The following is a 19725-nucleotide window of genomic DNA, read 5'->3' as shown; positions in this document are numbered from 1 at the left end:
CTTTCAAAATACAAGTCAAAAACATTTACCACAGAGGGCTCAGAGGGCTCAGAGAAACTTCAAAATCTTATTGAATAGCCTTTGGGCTTTTCCTCTGTGTTCCTCTGTGATCTCTGTGGTGAAAAAGAATTAAATTACCACTCGATTCCCAACATCATGCAGTTCAGACCGCTTCCGATACCCAGAAACGCAACCCTGTCCCCCGCTAGCAGGATATCCCGTTCAACCGCCAGTGCGGCGGTCAGCGGCAGGGAGACCGTGCCCATGTTGCCCAGGAATTCATAGGTGGTAAAGTCCTTGTCAGCAGGCACCCCCAGGGTTTTCAGGATCATGCTCTGGTGGGCTGAACCAACCTGGTGGCAGATCACCCGGTCAACCTGTTCTGCCTTCCAGCCCACATGGGGCAGAAACGCCTCCCAGGTGCGACGGCCCAGTTCCACGCCATGGTTCATGACATTAACCCCGTCGGTTGCCATGGACTGCTGATAACCACCCTTGCCGTCCGGCCCAACACCCCACAGGCAGAGGTTGTGGTGCTGCGGAGCTGCCTTGGTAATGCCGCCCAGCAGGCGGTGAGGGGCGCTGCTGCCGAATGAACCATCGGTCAGCAGAACTGCCACAGCGCCGGAACCACCGGTCAGGGTGGCCAGGGAATGGGCAAAATGCTGCATGTTACGCTCTTCCAGCATCTTGGCAATCATGACCTCATTGATCTCGCGGGCTGATTCACAGGAAACCACCAGACCGGCCTTGATCTGGCCCAGTTCTATTCTGTTTGCCATATCCAGAATGCCGTTCAGGACCCCCAGACAGGCGTTGGAGAGGTCAAAGATCGCCACATCGCCGCTGATCCCCAGGCCGTCGGCCACCCGGCAGGCGGTGGCAGGTTCAAACTGTTCGCGGCAGACACCGGTGTAGACCAGGGCGCCGATCTCGCTGGCAGCAATGCCGGAGCTAAGCAGCGCCTTGCGGGCTGCCATGATGGCGCCATGGGACAGCGGGTAGCCCGGCTCCCACCAGCGCCGCTCACGGATACCGGTCAGGGCCTGCAGCTGTCCCGGCGCGATCCGCAGTTCGCGGTAGAGCGGCTCAAGTCGTGCCTCAAGATCGCTGCTGGAAACCACCACCGGCGCCAGTTCGTATTCCAACGCCTCAATCACAACCTTCTGATACTTCATCGTATGGGTTCCATTCTCACGGTAAAATCAATCATCTGGTAAATCAGTTTGCCATCCACGGCCAGGAAGCCGCTGGCAGTCAGCAACTGTTGCTGATCATCCACTGCAGTGATCCAGGCAGTGACTGTTACCTGCTGGTTTGTGGGCACCACTTGGCCACGGTAGAGCCAGCGGTGCTTCTGTTGCAGGGCCACGCTGGAGATGATCGTGCCATCCTGCCAGCCCCAGCGTTCAACAGCTGCAAACTTGAGCAACTGCTGGAATGACTCAAGCCCAAGGGAACCGGGGGTAACCGGGTCTTCATAGAAGTGGGCCTTAAAGAACCACTCATCAGGATCAACCTGTTTGATCCCCTGCAGATACCCCAGCCCAGCCGGACCACCATCGGGCACGTACAGTTCGATCTGGTCGATCATCCGCAACTGTTTGTCCGGAAACGGTGCCGCAGTTGGATAGGCAAGGCTGCGACCACGGGCAGCTTCCGCCTCTGATGGCTGATAGGGCTGTGCATCGCGGATACCGACCTGGTTGGCCAAGGCTTCTTTGGAGAAGAAGCCGAACATGGTCTGGCCTTCGTAGATCAGCCCCACGCTATCAGCTACGCTGAAATCAAACTCCTGGATGATCATGCCGCCACTGGTGGCCACCTTGGTCATGGTGGCGCTGCAGGTCAGGGTGCCGCTGTCCGGCATTACGGGGCGGTGCTGGATGGCACTGCCGCCCAGATTGCGGAACGAGATGTCATTGGGGGTGGTCAGGGCAGAACCCACATAGGCTGCCAGCCAGCCGCAGGGCTGCAGGGCTGCCTCCAGAAGCACGCAGAACGGCATGAGGGGCTGACGTTCTACCCCAAAGAACCAGGCATCGGTCGGCAGGTCATACTGGGCCTCGGCTGCGGCTCCGGCCTTCATCTGCCACGGCTCACCAGTGACTGAGGTTACCCGGTCCATAAACTGGAACGGCGGGCCAGGCAGGCGAGCGATCTTGCGCTGCTGATCAAAGACCTGGTAACGGTCGCCGAATCCTTCCGAGGGATTGCCGTTGCTGTAGGCCAGAATCTGTTTCTTCGTATAGATAGCTGGCTTGATATAACTGACAGGGCTGCTGTTGCGCCCCTGCCAGAGCTGTTCAAGCTGCTGTCTGGTGGTTCCGGTCAGGCGGGCCGACATGCTGGTAATCTCCACAATCGGCTTGCCATCGGCATACATCAGGGCATCCACAATTACATACGGTTCCGGTCGATAGCCGATCTCGCGGATGGTAACCTCATAGGTAACCACCTTGGTTGTCTCCAGTACCTGGCCGCGGCAGCAGAGCTTGCTGGCCACACCGGGTACCGGTTCCCAGACCGCACTGTTTGCCTCAGCCACCCAGCCGATCCGTAGCAGCAGAATCCGCAGGGTATGCATGCAGCACTCGTACATCAGGGTGCCGGGCATGACCCGGTCATCAACAAAGTGGCAGGTGATGAACCAGTCATCCGGGTGAATGTCTGCCTCAGCCCGGATCATCCCCTGGCCGTAGCGCCCACCACTGGGGATGATCTCATTGACCCGGTGTACCAGGCGCATTCTGCCACCAGGAATGGTCAGGGGCTGCTTGATGCCGAGGCCGCTGAACAAGGGGCCAAAGCAGCCAGCCAGATCACCATGGCGCAGTTTATCAAGCTGCTCAGCCGTGAACCCTTCCCGTTTCAGGGGCACCAGATCCTGCCAGTCAGCCTGCCTCACGCCGGTTGTCGGACGCGGATCAACCAGTGGTCTGACAATCCCTTTGCCAGCCTCAAGTGCTGCTGATGAGAAGAACCCGGCGCAGCCGTCCCGCATGGAGAGCAGCGGCTCACCAGCCACGGTTGCCTCAAAGAAGAAGCGGAACAGCCAGGTGTCTCCCTGGCGGAAGAACCGTTCAATCCGGATATCATAGTTGATGGTCTCACCAGGGCCGGGCAGGCCACGGTGGAAGGTCACCACCGCATCCAGCAGGCGATAGACCGCCAACCCCTTGGTGATGAAGTCGATTCCCAGGTAGCCGGACAGGAACAGGTCTGCCTGACCAGCCTCCACTGCGATGCAGGTGGGAATGCGACCACCATCCAGGTACCAAGCATGGGGGAAGATGTCATGCTCGGTAATTACCCGGCCATGGGTCATGGAGCGCGGCTCACCCTCAACCCGGATAATCCGGTCCACCAGCATCAACGGCTCATCCGGCAGACGTACCCGGGTGGGGAAGCTATCCACCTCGGCAAATTGCGGTCCCAGCATCTTGGCCACCGAGCCGATGGCAAACTCCATGCACATCTCACGGTTAAAGGCAACCCCCCATCCCCCCTTGTCAGGGGGGCTTAAAGGCTTTTCTCCTCCCCTGACAAGGGGAGGTCGGGAGGGGTTTGTGGGCTGGAGTGGATTTGGCTCTGTATCATCACCCAATGCCTGTTGCAGGTTGGCCTGCAGCGCCAGCGCCTGTGCCATGGATTGGGTCAGGCTATTGCTGAGGGTAAGAAACGCCTCATGGGCTGCAATCTGGGCTGCCTGGGCCTGACTGAACTCCTGCAGCAGGTCATGGCTAGAAGAAGCAACCCCCCATCCCCCCTTGTCAGGGGGGCTAGAAACAGGTTTTGCTCCCTCCCTGACAAGGGAGGGCCGGGGAGGGTTAGAGGGGTTTGATTCTGCACGGATTATTGCAGGCGGCAGTGTCGGCACTCTAAACGGCTTGCCGCCAATCACCAGCTGAACCTGCGGGCTGTTGCTTGTGACCTGAGTTGCAAGGGGCTCAGCCATACAGAGTGGTGACAGATCCAGCGGAACCCGCTCGGCAATCAGGCTGGCCAGCAGACGCAGCAGGGTCAATACCTGATCCTGACCACTGTAACAGGCAGAACGGGCCAGGTGCGGGCGTCCCTCCAAAATCCGGCTGATCATCCTACTACAGGAGTTGCCGGGCCCCATTTCAAGGAACAGACGCACGCCATCGCGGTAGGCCGCTTCAATGGTGGCTGGATAGTCAATCCCGTGCAGGGCCTGGTCCAGGATTGCTGCAGCACAGCTTTCACGGGTAGGCTCAAAACGGTCCCCTTTGGCGCCACTGTAGAAGGTTACCCCCTGGGGTGGGTTGGTCGTAAACAGGTGCAGGTCATGGTACGGGGTTGCTACTGGCTGGGCCACCTCGCAATGCACGGTGGTTACACCGTAGAGCGGGAAGAAATGGCAGCCCAGACGGCTGACCAGCTCGGTTACGGCAGCGCTGTCACCACCAACTACACATTCATCCGGGGTATTGATGATCAGCAGATAGACCCGCGATATTGCGCTGATCTGTGCGCGTACCTGATCGGCCGGGGCCATCACCACCCCCAGGCTCCAGTTGACCAGCTGGTCATCAGGAAGCCCCCAGGCAATGCGGGCGGCGCGGCATTCGCCAGCCAGGTCATGGGTAAACAGGGTTGATTCCTGCATCCGGCTGTACATCAGATCACGATCCACCCAGGTCCGGGTGGAGAACAGGGCGGCTGACTCACCCAGGCTGTAGCCGATCACGCTGGCGGGGCTTATGCCGAAACTGCGTACCAGGTCACTGACCCCGCAACCGGTTGCCACCTGACCAAAAATCACGGCACGGTGGTTGTCATTGATCAGGGCACTCTCGTTACCAGACCAGAACAACTCTGGCTGGAACTGTTCTTTCAGCCAGCGGTTTTCCTTGTCCTGTTGCCGTAATATATCGGGCCAGCAGCAGAACAGATCTCGAGCCATATCAGGGTAATGATTGCCGGAGCCGGGGAAGACAAAGGCGATCCGGCCTTGGCTGGCCAGCGGTACTTTGCTGTAGAACAGCCGGTCACGCAGGGCAGGTGGAAGGTCTGCAAGGTCAGTTCCCTGTTGCAGGATCTGTCTGCCCTGCTCAATCAGCTGCTCAAGCTGTTCTGCATCAGCTGCCACCAGTGCCATGCCCTGCGGTTGTGCAGTCTGCAGGGTGATTCTGCTGCAATATTCAGATGCCAGTCCAGCCAGTTCTTGCCTGCTGCCAGCAGTGGCGCGGCAGCGCTGCTGCAACAGGTCCAGCTCTGCTGCCAGTTCTGCAGAGCTGTTGGCAACCAGCGGGAACAGCAGTTCATGGCATGGCCCCAGTGGTGCCTGCCGTCTGGCAGCATCTGCAGCAGGCTGCTGATCCCAGCCCTCCAGCACCACGTGGCTGCAGGAACCATCAATGCCGCAGACCGACACACCGACCCGGCGTGGCCCCTCTTCCCGATTGCGCAGCCAGTAACGGGGGGTGGTTACCAGCTGCAGTGGTCCATTGGTCAGCTCCGGGCAGGCTGTTTCAGTGCTACTGCTGGCCGGGATGATCTCTTGATACAGGGCAAGACAACCCCGCAGCAGCGATGCCAGGCCGGATACAGCACCGGTATGGCCGATGGCCCCTTTAACACTGCCGACCACGGTTGCATCAGCTGCAGTGTCAGCAAAGAAACGGGTCAGCTCCTCTGCCTCAAGCCGGTCCTGTTCTGGACTGGCATCAGCAGCGGCCTCAAGCAGGCTCACGGTTGATGGAGCAATACCACTATCCTGGTAGGCACGCTGCAGAGCAGATGCGTACCCCCCCCCTAAATTAGTGGGGGAGAATAAAGAGGTAGCCCCCCCCTGATTCAGGGGGGGGATGGGGGGGGGACCGTTACTGGAACCGATACCGCGGATCACGGCATAGATCCGGTTACCATCAGCCTCTGCATCGGAAAGCCGTTTCAGTACAAAGGCGCAGGCTCCTTCACCAATCACCGTGCCATCTGCCTGTTGATCAAAGGGGCGACATTGCCCGGTGGCTGAAAAAGGGTGTACGGCATGTTGTCCCAGCACTGCCCGTAGATCACCGGCCAGATCAACCGCACCTACCACGGCCTGATCAAGCTCGTGCTGCTGCAGCATCCTGACAGCGGTTTCCAGGGCACGGATGCCGGAACTCTCTTCACTGGAAAGGGTAAAACTAGGGCCGCCGATCTTGAATTCACGCGCAATCCTGCTGGCCACAATGTTGCCCAGGCTGCCCATGGTGCGGTTGGCGTTCAGGGCAGGGGAGATGTTGTCCCGCAACCTGGCTGTCCAGTCTGTCAACTCTACTTCAGTCAGGTTCCGTTCCAGCTTGACTGCCCAGCTTTTGGCCTGTCGTTGCAGGGGCCAGCGCAGGGAAAATCCGGTGCTGTTCAGGTCAAAGGCGATCCCGATCATCACCCCGGTCCTGGGGTTGTCCTGCTTGTCCAGACCTGCATCCTGCAGGGCATTGGCAGCGGTTTGCAGCATCAGTAACTGTTGGGGCTGCATCTCTTCCATCTCTTTGGGGGGGATGCGGAAACGGTTGCTGCTGACCTTGATCTGATCCATGAACCAGCCGGTGAATGGTATCTGGTCAAGCCCCTGTTGTTTGAACCAGGTCCGTTGTTCAACACCCCACCAGCGCTTGTTGGTACGGGTCGGGGCCACGGCGTTGCTGCTGCCTCCCAGCAACCGTTGCTGCACTGCCTGCAGCCCCCGCCAGGGACCAAAGGAGGCATCCAGGCCAACTATTGCGATTGATTCTGAAGTTGGTGGTTGTAGGGGCGTATGGTCATACGCCCCTACAGAAGGTATATATTCCTCCACCAGCAGGTGGGCATTGATGCCTCCAAAGCCAAAGGCGCTGACTGCAGCACGGCGGGGAATGTTGTTGCCACGGCGTTGCCACGGCTCTGCCTGGGTCAGCACCTTGAACGGGCTTTGCTCCAGTTGCATACCGGGTTGCGGGGATCTGAAATTAGCAGTGGGGGGCAGGGTTGTATGCTGCATGGCCAGCAGCACCTTGGTCAGGGCAGCTGCCCCGGCAGCGGTCAACAAATGGCCGATGTTGGACTTGACCGAGCCGATCACACAGCTCTGCCGGGTCTCACTACCCTGCCAGAGCTCCTTCAGGCTGGCCACCTCAACTGCATCACCAACCGGGGTGCCGGTGGCATGGCATTCAATCAGGTCAACATCCTGTGGTTGCCAGCCAGCCCGTTGATAGGCTGCCTGCATGGCTCGCAACTGCCCTTCTGACATCGGTGCCAGCAGGCTGCCACCCACGTCATTGGAAAGTCCCACAGCCCGGATGATGCCGTAGATCCGGTCGCCACTAGCCACGGCATCACTGGTCCGTTTTAAGACAAAGATACCGGCACCTTCGCCGGTTAAGAGGCCATCGCCAGCAGCATCAAAGGGGGAACAGATCCCGCGCTTTGATAGGGCACGCAGCTGGCTGAAACCCATCTGGGTGTAGAGCGGGTCAGGCCGGGAAAGACCGCCGGTCAGCATGGCATCAGCCCGTCCTGAAAGCAGCTCATCCATGGCCAGCTTGATGGCATACAGCGAAGAGGCACAGGCTGCATCAAGGGTGTTGGTGATGCCGCCCAGACCCAGTTGCTGGGCCAGAATACCGGCCGGAAGACCGGCCAGATAGCGGTTGAGCGGAGAGGTGGGGATTGGATCAGAAGCCTGACCGACCACCTGTTCTTCAAAGCTGCGGCCAAGCCAGTTGCGGGCCAGCAGAGAAGAAGTCTCGGATGGCAGGGCCAGGTTGCCGATGATCACCCCGACCCTGGAACGGTCAAGGCCAGCGGTCTGGCTGTCGCTCAAGGCCTTCCTGCCTGCGCTAACCAGAACATGAAACAGGGGATCAAGGCCATCCAGCTCTAGCAGCTGCGGGGTCTGGTCCAGAAAACAGCCGCGGGTGGTGTAGAGGTGATCCTGCTTGCCCACCTCCGGATCAAAGACCTCTTCCGGAGCCACCTGCCAGCGTCCTGGCGGTACCTCACGGACAGCACTGCGGCCGCTGCGGATCAGCTCCCAGTACTGTTCAAGATCCGGGGCATCAGGAAAGAGCGCGCCGATCCCGACTATGGCAACTGTGCTGCTGTAATCCTGCATCAGGCTGCTACCAGGGCAGCCGTCTGTCCGGCCTGTGGCAACTGATTACGCTGGAAGGCCTGCTGCAGCGAGGCATCAATCACGCATTCGTACCCTTCCAGGCGGGCAATCAGCTTGCCGTTTGCCCGCTCAAGGAACTCGACATCAGCGGTTGCACTGTGGCTCTGCTGTGAGGTGACCCTGATCACCACCTGGGCGCCATCCTTTGGGAAGGTCTCATGGAACTGACGATAACGACCGGCAAAGGAGGGCAGAGAACCAGCCCCGAACCGCTCAAAGCTCCAAAGAATCATCATCTGGAAGGCACTGTCAACCACCAGCGGATCGGTCAGCCAGTTACTGCGCAGCGGTTGCTTGATCCAGTTGCCAGGCTGGGGCGCTGCCTTGACCAGTGCTGCTATCCCTTTGTCAGAACAGCCGATCACCTGCTCAATGCCGTGCAGGTCAGGACCGTGGAACAGGTAGGGCTGGTCATAGACCGCGCTGCTCTGGTTGTAGGGACTGCTGGGCAGTTCCTTGATGGTGCGGATACCTTCCGGCAGTTTGTTGGCCAGTACGATCTCTGCTCGGGCATGCAGCTGGCTGCGGCCTTCACCCAGGCTGCTGATCAGTTCCACCGGTACGGTGTAGAAGGCATCCTGGCGCTTGGCCTTGCCTGCCATCAACTGCAGGCTGCAGGGGGTGGAGCGGTCAATGATGACCCCTTTGCAGATCCGCAGATCATTGAAGCCGTGGAAGCGGAAACCGGGATTGCCATGCAGGGCAGCGTGGGCCAGCCACTCAACAATCATGGCCATTGGCAGTACTGCCTTGTTGTCAATCACGTGGGAGCTGATGAACGGGAAATCATCCACGTTCAGGGTCAGACGCAGCGCCTCTTTGAGCGGTGCAGCAGGTTTGGGGGCATCAATGGACAGGGCTGTACCTTTGACACCGGCCAGCACCGTGACCTCAACCGGTCCTGTTGATGCTGCTATCTCCTGCACCAGCAGATCCGCACCAGCCTCCAGCGGAATCAGACCGATCCCTTCAGCAGCAAAGACCTTTTTCAGGGCCGGGGTGACCATACCGCCATCCCAGGGACCCCAGTTGAGGCAGATGGAGCGGCAGTTTACCCGACAACGCGCTTCGGCCTGGGCCAGTTTGTTCAAGACTTCGTTGGCCACGGCATAATCCACCTGACCGGAGCGTCCCAGACGGCCGGTGGTGGAACCGAACAGGGCGATAAAGCGCAGGTCATCACTGCGGGTGGCATCCAGCAGGGAACGCAGGCCAGCCACCTTGGTGCTGTAGACCTGGTTGAACTGTTCTCTGGTCTTATCAACGATCAGACGGTCAGCCAGCACACCGGCGCCATGCACCAGACCGTGGATCTCGCCATGTTCCTTGCGCAGATCGGCCAGCAGGTCAGTAACGGCCTGGCTGTCACGGATATCCACAGAACAGTAGAGCGATCTGCCTCCCACAGCCTGGATCTGTGCCATGGTTTCCCGCAGTTCACGACCGGCAACTGTGGCCTGATAACGCTCCTCTATTTCACGGGGATGCAGTTTTTCTTTTGAATGGGTCAGAATTGCCCGCTTGATAGCGGCTTCATCGGTCATGCCCTGCAGCCAGTCCGGTTCCTGTTCCGGCAGGGGGCTGCGTCCCAGCAGTACCAGCAGCGGTTGCCAGGCCTTTGCCATGGCCACAGCAGCGCCGGCAGTCACACCCCGACCGCCACCGGTGATGACCACCAGTTCACCCGGCTGGACCGGTGTTGTTGCAGCTGTTGCCAGTTCAGGCAGATCCTGCAGTGTCAGGCTGATCCGTTGCTCTGCTGATAGCCCCACTTCAATCGGGCCGTTCAGGAACAGCTCGCTGGCAACTGCCTGTGCAGCACCAGCCTGGTCAGGGAATCCCCCCAGATCAATCGCCTTGCAGGCCACTTCCGGCCATTCATGGCGGGCGGTCTTGCTCATGCCTGCCAGACCGCCTGAGAGCGGGTCAATCAGTTGTGATCCCTCTGCGCAGCCAAAGGTGCCATCCAGACGTGAAACCGTGGCAAACAGGGCGCCACCTTCGCGGCTGGCCCGTTTCAGGCCGGGAGCCATCTGCTTCAGTAACTGGAATCCGTTTTTCAGAAAGGCATCGTCGGTGCCGTCTGCCGGTGCGATCAGCACCAGACCAGCCACCTGATCCATGGGCAGCAGTTCCAGGATGTCCAATACCTTGGTCAGGATCACGCCGTGGCCCTGGCTGGTCAGACAACTGCACAGCTCAGCAGAGAAGCTGGAACCATCATCGGTCACCACGATCACCCCGTTTTGCGCCAGGGAGATGGTGTCAGAACCGCCAGCAACCGGCGTTGCCACAATCCGGCTGCGGTTCAGCACAGTTTGAGAGGGTGCTGCTGCAGCTGCTGGCTGGACTGGCGTTGCTGATGGAGCCGGTGCTGCCGGTGCTGCCGGTGCGGTACCGGCGCTCAGGTAGTTGGCAATCTGCCCCAGGGTGTTCAGCACACCAAGCTGGTCAGGGCCGATGACCGGCGCTGTTGGCAGCCGCTCCTGCAGGCAGGAAAGGATCTCGACCCGCTTGATGGAGTCTATGCCCAGATCCGCATCCATGCTCATGGTCAGTTCCAGCATCTCTATGGGATAGCCGGTCTTGTCGCTGACCACCGCCAGCATGGTCTCGGTAATGTTTGAGGCTGCTGGTTGTACTGTGCTGACAGCTGTAGGTGCTGCTCCTGCTCCCAGATAGTCTGCAATCTGCCCCAGGGTGTTCAGCACACCCAGCTGATCAGGGCCAATCACCGGTGCTGTTGGCAGCCGCTCCTGCAGGCAGGAGAGGATCTCAACCCGCTTGATGGAGTCAATCCCCAGATCAGCATCCATGCTCATGGTCAGTTCCAGCATCTCTATGGGATAGCCGGTCTTTTCACTGACCACGGCCAGCATGGTTTCGGTAATTGCGCTGCTTGCTGGTTGACTGCCACTGACGGCAACAGGCGCAACAACCGCCGTACCAGCCCCCAGATAGTCAGCAATCTGTCCCAGGGTGTTCAGTACACCAAGTTGGTCAGGGCCGATCACCGGTGCTGAAGGCAGACGTTCCTGCAGTGCGGAGAGGATCTCAACCCGCTTGATGGAGTCAATTCCCAGATCCGCATCCATGCTCATGGAAAGTTCCAGCATCTCTATGGGATAGCCGGTTTTTTCACTGACCACTGCCAGCATGGTTTCGGTAACTGCACTGGATACCTGCTGCACAGGCGCTGCAGCTGGTGTTGCAACAGCAGCTCCGGCTCCCAGATACTCAGCAATCTGTCCCAGGGTGTTCAATACGCCAAGTTGGTCAGGGCCGATGGCTGGTGAAGAGGGAAGTCGCTCCTGCAGAGCGGAAAGGATCTCGACCCGCTTGATGGAGTCAATCCCTAGATCAGCATCCATGCTCATGGACAGTTCCAGCATCTCCATCGGGTAGCCGGTCTTTTCACTGATCACTGTCAGCAGGGTCTCGGTGACTGCATTGGAGACCGGCTGTGCAGCAACAGGGGCTGGTTGGACGGTAACCTGTTGCTGAACCGGCTGAGGCTGCACAACTGCTGCCGACATGACCGGCGCAGCGATGGTGACAGGTGCAAGCGGCATAGTGGGCATGGTTGCCATACCACCCTGCAGAACCTGTTGCTGCTGGGAAAGCAGGGTCTGGATGGTGCGGGAGGCGGTCTCCTGTCCCTCCAGAAAACGGCGGTGCAGTTGGGCGGTCTCTTCCTGCATCCGTTGCAGCACTGCCATCCCTTCGCGGGTCACCCGCAACGATTCTGCCAGGGCATCGCGGGATGCAGTTGGTGCCGTTGCCTGAACAGTTATTGGGGCCGGTGCAACCGGTATGCTACTGGCGGCTGGCTGTGCAGTACTGACCGGCTTCGGTGCAACTGCAGGCCGCTTGGGCTTGGATTTGACATAGTTGGCGCCGCAGAGCGGAACCACCAGCAGTGGCTTTTTGGCAGGCGCTGCAGGGGCGTGATAGCCTTCATCCCAGAGCTGCAGGTTGATCTCAAGGCCAAGCACACTCAGTTGCGCAAGGCAGCGTCCCAGGTCAACCAGTCCGTTACGCTTGCCATTGGAGCTGTCTAGGGCCACGCAGCTATGTTCCTTGTCCCCTAGGATCGCCTTGACCAGACCGGACAGGCGGGCACCAGGACCAACCTCAACAAAGCAACGGATGCCGGCAGCGTACATCGCCTCAATCTGGGCTACAAACTCAACCGGACGGGCCAGCTGGCCAGCCAGCAGCTCCTTGGCAGCAGCCATGTCAGCCGGGTAGGGGGCGGCACTGCTGTTGGCATAGACCGGCATGCTGCCACTGCCCCACCGGATATCTGCCAGACCGGCCAGAAACGGTGCTGCAGCATCTGCCACCAGCGGGCTGTGGAAGGCAGCAGCAACCGGCAACTGTTTACAGGTTAGTTTGCGGCTCTTGCAGGCAGCTTCGGCAAGCTTGATCTGGTCGGTTGCGCCGGACAGGACCGCCTGGGTCGGGGCATTGCGGTTGGCAATCACCAGATTGATCTTCTCTTCAGCCAGCATCTGCTCAACCGCTGCCAGAGGTGCTGAAACTGCCAGCATGCTACCTTTGTCGCCAGTCCCCTCAGCCATCAAGGAACCGCGTAAACGGGAGAGGCTGTGGAAGGAGGTTTCATCCAGCAGACCAGCAGCACACAAGGCGGTCAGCTCACCATAACTGTGGCCTGCAGCAGCAGCAGCCTTCAGGCCGAACGCCTCCAGCAGGCGCAGGGCACCCAGGCTGACGGCACCAATGGCTGGCTGGGCGATCTGGGTGGCACGCAGTTCAGTCTCCTGCTGCTCAGCAGCCCCTTGATCAAAACGATCAGCAGGGTAGATCAGGTCGGTCAGGCCCGGTGTTGCGGCTTCTGCCTGCTCGAGGCTGTCCAGCAGTTGGGGAAAGCCACAGGCCAGATCCCGCAGCATACCCACATACTGGGCTCCCTGACCAGGGAACAACAGGCCCGGTTGAGCAACAGCACTGCCGGTGGCATAGCAGATACCATCCGGCGTGGTCCAGTTGGCAGCAGGTTGCTTGGCCAGCATGGTTTTTGCAGTATTCAGCAGGGTGCCAAGGTTGGCACTGCGTTCAACAGTCAGGGCCAGACGGCAGGCTGCCTTTGGATCAAAACCGGCCCGCAGGCCGGCTGCCTTGCCACGCAGGTCGTTCCAGGCACTATCAGCAGAAATGCTGGCAAGTTGTGTGGTCAGACTGGCGGCATCAGCTCCGCTGAAGGTCAGCAACTGTACTGAACCATCCCATTCTGCAGCCTCCTGCAGGGGGCGGTACTCTTCAAGAATGGTGTGGAAGTTGGAACCACCAAACCCGAAGGCGCTGACACCGGCACGGCGGGGGCTGTTGTTGCGGGTAATCCAGGGCCGTTTGCGGGTGGTGATGTAGAAAGGGGTGCGGCCAGCAGTGACCTCATCCTGTGGTTTGGTGACCTTGATGGTGGGGGGGATGACCCGGTGGTGCAGGGCCAGGGCAGCCTTGATCAGGCCGGCTGATCCGGCCGCTGCCTTGGCATGGCCGATCTGGGACTTGACTGAACTGATGGCGCACCAGGGGTGGTCTGCTTCACCAAAGATCTCCCGTGCTGCTGAGACCTCAACCGCATCACCCACCTTGGTGCCGGTGCCGTGGGCCTCCAGCAGGCCGATGCTGTCCAGGGTGACCCCTGCATTGGCGCAGGCGTTCAGGATCGCTTTTTTCTGGCCGGAGGCGCTGGGGGTATAGATCGCTTCACCCTTGCCATCACTGGAAGAGCCGATGCCACGGACAACTGCGTAGATCTTGTCGCCATCCCGTTCTGCATCAGCCAGTCGCTTTAATACCACCAGCCCCAGACCTTCGCCCAGGATGGTGCCGTCAGCCGAGGCATCAAACGGCTTGGCATTGCCGGAGGCAGAGAGGGCCGGGGTCTTGCTGAAACAGGTGTACATGAAGATGTCGTTAAAGGTATCCACCCCGCCGGTTACCACCATATCAGCAGCACCGGTGGTCAACTCCATGCCTGCCAGATGCAGGGCACTGAAGGAGCTAGCGCAGGCAGCATCAACCACGCAGTTGGTGCCGCCCAGGTCGTACTGTTTGCTGATCCGTCCGGCAACCACGTTGCCCAACAGGCCGGGGAAGGAGTTTTCCTGCCAGCCCACGTAGGAATCGGAGATCCGTTGTACTACATCCTCGGCAACATCCTGCGTTACACCGGCATCATGCAAGGCCTCACGCCAGCGGGGGTGGCCCAGGCGGGCACCCAGCGGAATCACCATCTCCAGGGCACCGGTGACTCCCAGAATCACGCTGACCTTGCTCCGGTCAAACTGCTTGTCTGATCCGTAGCCTGCATCCTGCAACGCCTGACCGGCAGCAACCAGACCCAGCAGCTGCGAGGTGTCAATCGCCTCAAGGGAGTTAGGGGGGATGTTGTATTCCATCGGGTTAAACGGCACTTCAGACAGGAAACCGCCGCGCTTGCCATAGGTCTTGTCCGGGGTCTTGGGGTTGGGATCATAGAGATCATCTACGCGCCAGTGGGATGCAGGGATCTCGGTGATGGCATCCACGCCTTCACGGATGGTGGCCCAGTAGGCGGCCTTGTCCTCTGATTTGGGAAAGAGGCAACCGATGCCGATAATGGCCAGTGGTGCTCCGGCAGTGGTAAGGGTGCGATCCTGTTCTGATTGTTTCACGCGAGAAACTCCTTGATCTCCGGTTTCATCATCTGGGAGCTGCTGCTGCTCCCGGTAAAGCGATGCAGGTTGGCGCGGCTGATGGTTGCGGCGCCCTCCAGGATATTGCGGGCCACACAGGCTGCCCGGCGGTTGGCAGGCGCTTCCAGCGGACTGCCTTTGACCCATTCGTTAAAGGCCCCCATGGCAGGGCCGCACCAGACCTGATAATCAATAGTCCGCTTGGGGTCGCCATCCTTGGCCCAGTGGGCTGCTTGACCAAGGTACCAGCGGAACACCAGCGCCATGCGATGTTTCGGTTCACGCTCAGCCCGTTCCACCTGACGCGGGTCACGCTGCTGAAAGAAGCTGCGGGTCTGCTGCCAGATCTGCTCCAGCGGTGAAAGAAAGACGGTCTTTTCCAGCTTTTCCCGTTCTGTAGCCGGGATCGCCTCAAGGCTGTCAAGGCTACGGTAAATTTCGTACAGCTTGGCTGCCCGCATGGCAAACATGGTGCCGCGCTTCAACACCTGTACCGTAACCCCCATCTCAAACATATCAGCAGCCGGTGCCATGGTCACATCAGCCTGACGGGTCTCAGCCAGCATGCTGCGCACGGCATCGGAGGTGCCGGATTCAACGCAGGCTTGATGCACAGAACCTACCATAATCCAGGCAGCCCCCATGCTGAAGGCTGCTGCTGCTGACTGGGGGGTGCCGATGCCGCCACCCAGGCCAACCCGCAACGCCAGCGGGTAGTTGTGCTGCTGCTGCATCCGGGCTGCCACTGACTGGATGGTGGGCAGCAGGGTCAGGGCTGGCCGGTTATCGGTATGGCCGCCGGAATCAGCCTCCGCCGTAATATCCTGCGCCATCGGAATCTGACGGGCCAGTTCCGCCTGTTCAGCAGTGATCTGACCCTGTTGCAGCAGGCTGTTGATCAGTTTTTCAGGGGCAGGGGAGAAGAATTTTTCAGCCAGCTCCTCGCGGGAGACCTTGGCAATGATCCGGTTGGGGGTGACGATGCTGCCATCAGCACCGCGATGGATGCCATGCAGACGGTAGCGCACCAGCGGCAGGGTCAGGGCCAGAAAGGCCGAAGCCTCCACCAGATGCACCCCTTTGCGGATGTACAGTTCTGCCAGAGCTGCCTCAAGATCAGGCTCTTGGGGGGAATGGATCAGATTGCAGCCAAACGGGATGTTGGCAGCCAGCAGTTGGTCAACAGCTGCCTCAACCGCTGCCAGCGGCAGTCCGGCAGCGCCAAAGAATCCCAGCATGCCTGTCTTGCCAAGTGCAATTGCCAGGGGCACTGAGCTGATCCCCTTGGCCATGGATCCACCCAGGTACGGGTAGCGGATGCCAAGCTCTTGACAGAAGCTGGTGTCACCCAGTTGTTCTGGCACAATCCGGCTAAGCTGTTCCTCAAGCGGTGCGGTTAATGGGTTCAAGGGCTGTTCCCTACCTGTAGATAGGCTAATAAAATCAAATGCGTAAAAATATATGAAAATGAATATTTTTTCAAGAAAATTGGCAGGTAATGGCAGCTTCTCATTTCAAATAAAGGCTGATTCAAGGCTATAAGTAGCCGAAGGCAAGCCAACGAAGAGAGTACCTTGAGCTGGAATCAGTAATACTCTTCTTCGTAGGTCGGCACCAGATCCATAAAGCCCGGCAGCTGCTCAGCCCGTATCATTGCTTGGTCAAGATCTGCAATCAGCCGCTCCCGGTCTTTGGGGTAACTGCCAGCCAGGTTCAGAAAGTTGGAGACGTGATTGGAGCGCAGGATGGTGCGCTGGGGAGCCAGATGACAGAGCAGTTCCCGTGCCTCCAGCAACAGTTCACGGTGGTTGCACTGTTCAAGTGAACGGACAAACGGTTCGTTGTGGCGGTGAAAGAGAGTTAACAACGAGAAATACTCCGGGTTGACCCGGTTGACCCAGGCAGCCGTGGCTCTGGCATGTTCCAGGCTGCGGCTTCGCCCGGCCAGACCGAGGATCGCGGTGACTGACAGCTTCATGCCGGCCTGGCGTGCCATCAACGCCAGTTCAGCCATCCGGTTGCTGTCAAAGCCCTTGTTGATCTGTTGCAGGGTCTCGTCATCACCGGATTCCAGACCAAAGTACAGAATCCGTAGCTTCTTCTCCCGTAGTAGCTGTAACTGCTCCACTGTTTTGGTGGTCAGGCTGTTGGGTGAGGCATAGGAGCCGATCCGTGTCAGGTCGGGAAAGGCGGTGGCCAAGGCATCCAGAATAGTGACCAGTCCGTCAAATGGGTAGACCAGGGCATCGCCATCAGCCAGAAAAACCCGCTCAACCCGCGACCGGTAAGAGGCCGGTATTCCGGCAATCTCAGCCAGCATCTCATCCACAGGGCGAACGCGAAACTGCTTGCCCTTGTACATGCCGCAGAATTTGCACTGGTTCTGGGAACAACCCACCGTGATCTGGAAGATCAGGCTGCGGGCTTCACTGGGTGGACGGAACACCGGTTCTATGTAACGGGGCATGCTAGACTCCTGGCCGGGATTTTTTCAGTGCAATGGGATGATCAGATCTGATAGTAATCAACAAGATCTGTTTGGCAAACTATTTTACCTGTCTGGAGGCAGTATGAAGGTTTTGGTTGATCTCTGCGTGGTTCCGATGGGGGTGGGTGTTTCCGTCTCCAGCTATATTGCTGCCTGTGAAAAGGTGCTGACCGAGGCAGGCCTGAAGACGGCGCTGCATTCCTACGGCACCAACATTGAAGGGGAATGGGATGCGGTCTTTGCGGCCATCAAGCGTTGCCATGAGGTGGTGCATGGGATGGGGGCACCGCGTATCACCACCACCATCAAAATGGGTACCCGCACTGATCGTGATCAGACTATGGAAGACAAGATCAACAGTGTGAAAGCAAAGTTAGGATAGCCAGCCATGTTTGAATGTCAGTACAACGATGAGATGGAAGCAGAGGTGAAGCGTCTGGAAGCCCTGGCCCGGGCCGTTGCAGCCGGACACCCGGAATGGCTGAATGCCTGCGCTGTGTGTGGAGCAGAGCTGCAGACGCTTGATATCAGCCGCTGCGAGATCTGCAGCAAAAATTAACGTGTCGGACCTGCTTCTGGATTAGACAGTGGATTCTGTTGAATCCCCGGATATACCCATGGCCCGCTTGACCCTTGATACCAGGGTGACCGCCTTGATCGGTTTACTCATGAAATCGAAGAATCCAAGTTCAAAGAGCCTGGCCTCATCATCGTCAGTTGTTTTATCACTGATCAGTATGATCGGGATTGATCTGAGATCATGAATGGCCTTGACCAGCTTGATCAATTGGAATCCATCAAAATTGGGCATTACTTTATCTGTAAGCACAACTTGAGGGCGGCTGGCAACGATCTCCTTGTATGCCTCCATACCATCGGCGGCCAGCAGTACCCGAAAACCGTTGCTTGTCAAAATCTCCTTTAACATCTCCCGCGTCAGCTTGTCATCATCTGCAATGAGGACGGTTTTTTCCTTTGGTTGCTGAACCTCTCGACCAAGATAATGTTTACAAAATGCGGCAAAAAATTCCTTTCGGGACACCACCGCCGGGACAATGGTCATCCCCTGATTTTTGGCAATATTGTTTGCCATCTTCATGTCGGTGGGGTCAGTGACTGCCATTAAAAGGTTGTTGCCTTCCTGACGTAGCGGAAACAGGTTGAATTCAAGTGCTGTCTCAGGCGTAATCAAGGCAAGAAGCTGTTTGGAATAGCTGTATTGTGCGATATTTGGCAGGTGTTTAATGTTGAACTGTTCAGCCAGTGCTTCCGAAAGCTCATTTCCCGTAATGAGTCCTCTGTCCTCAAGGAACCAGCCAAAACGTTTCTTTTCAGAACTGGCCAGTTTGCTCATGCGCTCAACCGTCACCGGTGAAAGGATGCCTTTATTAACCAGTATTTCTCCCAGCAGTTTTTTAGGCGACATATAGGTGTACCCGTAACATACTGATTAATTTTGGTTAAATAAGATAGCAGAAGCTATCTGTTGGTACTGATTTCTGTAGTCGAAAAAAGCAGGCGTAAAAAAATATTTGATAATATATATGTTTGTATATTTAAAGTCCAGTGGGTTTCCATGCAAGCAAGCCCCTCAAGGTACTTCACATATACAGATACAGCGAACTGACAATAGAATGGTTGAATCAGTAAAAAGAAAAGCCCTTGAGTTGTCAAGGGCTTTAGGGGTGCATCGGATGATGCTGGATTGTTAGCTGGTACAGAGGCCGGAACAACACAATGCTGAAATCATTTACTTATTTTAAAGCCTTTCAGAAAAAAGCCCCCTAAAAAGCCCCCAAAAACTTTTGCTTGCCGCAAAACTTGCCATGTTTGCAAAGATAAAAAATCTACTGACTTTTCCGCAACAACACACGACCAATACTTACACCCAAGGCACAACTTGGCACAGTACCGTTGTATTCCGATATTCTGGAACTTAAAAAAACCAAATTGCGCGAAAAGGTCGAGGGCTGAATTACCCGCATGGAGTGGAATGCCGGGAAGGACCCGAACAATATAATAACATTAACTATTAGCTTTTATAGTTCGTGGGGGATCTGGACGCAGTGTTGGTCCCAGCCGTCCGCGCTTCGCTGAGTTGACCACCTCGAAAACCTGGACGCAGAACCGGGACCGGCCATGGGCTGGACGCTGTGTTGAGCTGGTCCCGATCCTGGACGCAGAAGCAAGCCCGGCTGATTTTCGGACGGAGAAAGGGGCTACCCTTCAGACCGGACGGAGAATCAGCCAGGTGCGAACAGGCGACGCAGAACAGGCACCCCCGGAATACTGGACGCTGTGTTGGTGCTGCCGGAATTGTCACCGCAGAAGTGACCCCCTCGAAATGTTGGACGCAGAACCGG

8 protein-coding genes are annotated in these 19725 nt (G+C 58.1%); 2 read left to right on the top strand and 6 right to left on the bottom strand.

Annotated features, from left to right (window positions below; genetic code table 11):
* Nucleotides 1–134: 134 nt before the first annotated feature.
* The 5 genes from B5D39_RS12385 to B5D39_RS12365 all read right to left on the bottom strand — a co-directional run bounded on the left by B5D39_RS12385 (nucleotide 135) and on the right by B5D39_RS12365 (nucleotide 17341).
* Entirely contained in the window at nucleotides 135–1178 is a 1044-nt protein-coding gene (locus B5D39_RS12385; RefSeq protein WP_078790785.1) for a 3-oxoacyl-ACP synthase III, read from the bottom strand.
* Nucleotides 1175–8110 carry a beta-ketoacyl synthase N-terminal-like domain-containing protein gene (locus tag B5D39_RS12380; RefSeq protein ID WP_078790784.1) on the bottom strand — a complete coding sequence of 2312 codons (6936 nt, stop codon included), beginning with the start codon at nucleotides 8108–8110 and terminating at the stop codon, nucleotides 1175–1177. Before B5D39_RS12380 ends, B5D39_RS12385 begins: the two co-directional genes overlap by 4 nt.
* Nucleotides 8110–14853: a type I polyketide synthase gene (locus tag B5D39_RS12375; protein WP_078790783.1), complete on the bottom strand. Its 6744-nt coding sequence runs from the start codon at nucleotides 14851–14853 to the stop codon at nucleotides 8110–8112. Before B5D39_RS12375 ends, B5D39_RS12380 begins: the two co-directional genes overlap by 1 nt.
* The gene (locus B5D39_RS12370) at nucleotides 14850–16283 is read right to left on the bottom strand and encodes a PfaD family polyunsaturated fatty acid/polyketide biosynthesis protein (protein ID WP_078790782.1); all 1434 of its coding nucleotides are present in this window, start codon (nucleotides 16281–16283) and stop codon (nucleotides 14850–14852) included. Before B5D39_RS12370 ends, B5D39_RS12375 begins: the two co-directional genes overlap by 4 nt.
* 176 nt (nucleotides 16284–16459) lie before the next feature.
* Nucleotides 16460–17341: a radical SAM protein gene (locus B5D39_RS12365; RefSeq protein ID WP_078790781.1), complete on the bottom strand. Its 882-nt coding sequence runs from the start codon at nucleotides 17339–17341 to the stop codon at nucleotides 16460–16462.
* A 103-nt stretch (nucleotides 17342–17444) separates the two neighbouring features.
* Here B5D39_RS12365 and B5D39_RS12360 point away from each other — a divergent pair, with 103 nt between their 5' ends.
* Together B5D39_RS12360 and B5D39_RS17130 are read left to right on the top strand one after the other, a co-directional pair.
* Nucleotides 17445–17744, top strand: a complete 300-nt coding sequence (locus tag B5D39_RS12360) for an MTH1187 family thiamine-binding protein (RefSeq protein WP_078790851.1) — start codon at nucleotides 17445–17447, stop codon at nucleotides 17742–17744.
* A gap of 6 nt (nucleotides 17745–17750) precedes the next feature.
* Complete coding sequence (locus tag B5D39_RS17130; protein WP_167370393.1) at nucleotides 17751–17921, top strand: hypothetical protein; 171 nt, start codon at nucleotides 17751–17753, stop codon at nucleotides 17919–17921.
* 21 nt (nucleotides 17922–17942) lie between these two features.
* Here B5D39_RS17130 and B5D39_RS12355 read toward each other — a convergent pair whose 3' ends face one another.
* A complete protein-coding gene (locus B5D39_RS12355; RefSeq protein WP_078790780.1) occupies nucleotides 17943–18788 on the bottom strand; it encodes a response regulator in 846 nt (281 codons plus the stop codon).
* Nucleotides 18789–19725 lie beyond the last annotated feature (937 nt).

Origin of the sequence: Trichlorobacter thiogenes, assembly GCF_900167465.1 — a bacterium.
Lineage (GTDB): Bacteria > Desulfobacterota > Desulfuromonadia > Geobacterales > Pseudopelobacteraceae > Trichlorobacter > Trichlorobacter thiogenes.
This window is presented reverse-complemented; position numbering and strand designations above follow the sequence as displayed.

Excerpts from the sequence above, each read along its gene's own strand:
- B5D39_RS12380 (WP_078790784.1), bottom strand. The coding sequence starts at position 8,110 with ATGCAGGATTACAGCAGCACAGTTGCCATAGTCGGGATCGGCGCGCTC.
- B5D39_RS12355 (WP_078790780.1), bottom strand. The coding sequence starts at position 18,788 with ATGTCGCCTAAAAAACTGCTGGGAGAAATACTGGTTAATAAAGGCATC.
- B5D39_RS12365 (WP_078790781.1), bottom strand. The coding sequence starts at position 17,341 with ATGCCCCGTTACATAGAACCGGTGTTCCGTCCACCCAGTGAAGCCCGC.
- B5D39_RS12360 (WP_078790851.1), top strand. The coding sequence starts at position 17,445 with ATGAAGGTTTTGGTTGATCTCTGCGTGGTTCCGATGGGGGTGGGTGTT.
- B5D39_RS17130 (WP_167370393.1), top strand. The coding sequence starts at position 17,751 with ATGTTTGAATGTCAGTACAACGATGAGATGGAAGCAGAGGTGAAGCGT.
- B5D39_RS12385 (WP_078790785.1), bottom strand. The coding sequence starts at position 1,178 with ATGAAGTATCAGAAGGTTGTGATTGAGGCGTTGGAATACGAACTGGCG.